1 protein-coding gene and 1 pseudogene are annotated in these 1702 nt (G+C 44.3%); both read left to right on the top strand.

The features are described 5' to 3' along the window. Nucleotides 1–1246, top strand: a pseudogene (locus LEP1GSC050_RS21155) (TIGR04388 family protein); the annotation flags it as partial. A gap of 79 nt (nucleotides 1247–1325) precedes the next feature. Then, nucleotides 1326–1484: a hypothetical protein gene (locus tag LEP1GSC050_RS16975; RefSeq protein WP_020987792.1), complete on the top strand. Its 159-nt coding sequence runs from the start codon at nucleotides 1326–1328 to the stop codon at nucleotides 1482–1484. Nucleotides 1485–1702: the final 218 nt, after the last annotated feature.

Below are 1702 nucleotides of genomic sequence, written 5' to 3' on the forward strand. Positions count from 1 at the left end.
CACATATACTAACGGAAACGTAATCAATACAACTTGGAATCACCCTTTCTTTATTCGAGGAAAAGGATTTACGGAAGTTCGAAACATTCAGCCGGAAGAAAGATCGGTCACGGTTGCGAGTATCCGAAATTCGTATAGGATAGAGAGAGGCTCAGGTATCCAGATCGGGGCTTCCCTTGCTTCATTAGGAAGCCGATCTACGAATTCTAACTCAGCAACTTGGAAAGACGAGATTCGTGGAACGGTTGGTATTGCTAAGATAGAAGAAGTTTATGAGAAGACGAAGGTATATAACTTTGAAGTAGAAGAGAATCACACGTATTTCGTAGGTAAAGACGGAGTATTGGTTCATAATTCTGGCGGATGTATGGCTGGCGGCTTTGCTACCGGTGTAGGTAAAAGTATAGCGAGATTGGTGGATGCTCCTCAGCACCTAATCGAAACTGGCGCTAGTATTGCCGCCCCAGATAATTTCAGAGTCACAGATGAATTTGGTCGTCCGGTGAGCGCACATCCACTCGAAGCCCCACTATCAAAAGGAGCAGCTTCGACATTATATGATAAATTAGTAACAGAACCGGGGGCAGAGAAAGCGGCCAATTCAACCTGTCCCGATTGTTCGAAAGATTATTCCACGGGATATAAATGGGGTAATTTTATCGGTGATGGTATGTTATTAGTTGCCGGTGGTCTGACCGCTCTTCGAGGAAAGCTAGGGGGACTTGGTGGTAAAGCGGGGGCTGCGGAAGAACGGGCCGTAGTACGGAAAGCAGGGGCTGCAAATAGTGAAAAATTTAAGGGGTTAGGTGATGCAACAACTAGCCCTTGGTTAAAAGATACAAGACCAGGTGTTGCAGAACATATTGGAAAGTTTCGAGACGGGGGGTCGTTCGTAATGACTGAGTCGCAATACAAAGCGTTTTACGAAGCCAATAAATCAGGTAAATACGGTCGGCCAAACGGTCAATTTATGACGACTCGAGAAACCATCGATCAGGTAACACGAGGCGGTCAGGTAGATATCTCGACACTTAACAAAAAATTAGGTACTGATTTTAAACCTGGTGATAAATTGGTTAGAGTCGATATAAATAATCCACTTTTACATAATGCTAGACTTCCGGCGGGTGTTGGCCCTGGGGCAAACAGCCAATTTAGATGGGGAGGCTATACTAGTGGCGGTGCGCCCGAAATCGTTATAGACCAATTTAAAAAAGGTCAATTTAGCTCCTCTAAATTATATTAGTATGAATTATTTAGAAGACATTATATATAAAGATGAGGAGAGGCAATTCTTAATTACCAGAGTTAAGGATAAAGAATACTTGATAGTAGTTTATGGCTCTGTCGGGACCTACTTGGTCGGAAAAGAATTAGATAAAAATCAATTGGACGAATTTTGGAAAGATAAAAGTAGCATAATACCTATGGTTCAACGATTAGAATATGATTATGCTTCGGAAGGTGGCTTTCGGGTAGACTAGGCTCCCCCCGCGAGGGATGCGCAGGGCTTTGTCCAACACGGGATAAATAAATGAGAGCTAAACTAACAAAAGAGATCGTGTTGGATGAGGGCGACTGCCCGAACCCGAAGCAGCCCGGCCCAAAGGGCGCGGCCCTAACCCTCCTAATTATAACCGTATTCCAGCAATCGTTGATTGGAGCAGGTAACGTAGCGTTAGAGAGCCGGCTGAACGAACAA

Origin of the sequence: Leptospira broomii serovar Hurstbridge str. 5399 (assembly GCF_000243715.2) — a bacterium.
Taxonomy (GTDB): domain Bacteria; phylum Spirochaetota; class Leptospiria; order Leptospirales; family Leptospiraceae; genus Leptospira_B; species Leptospira_B broomii.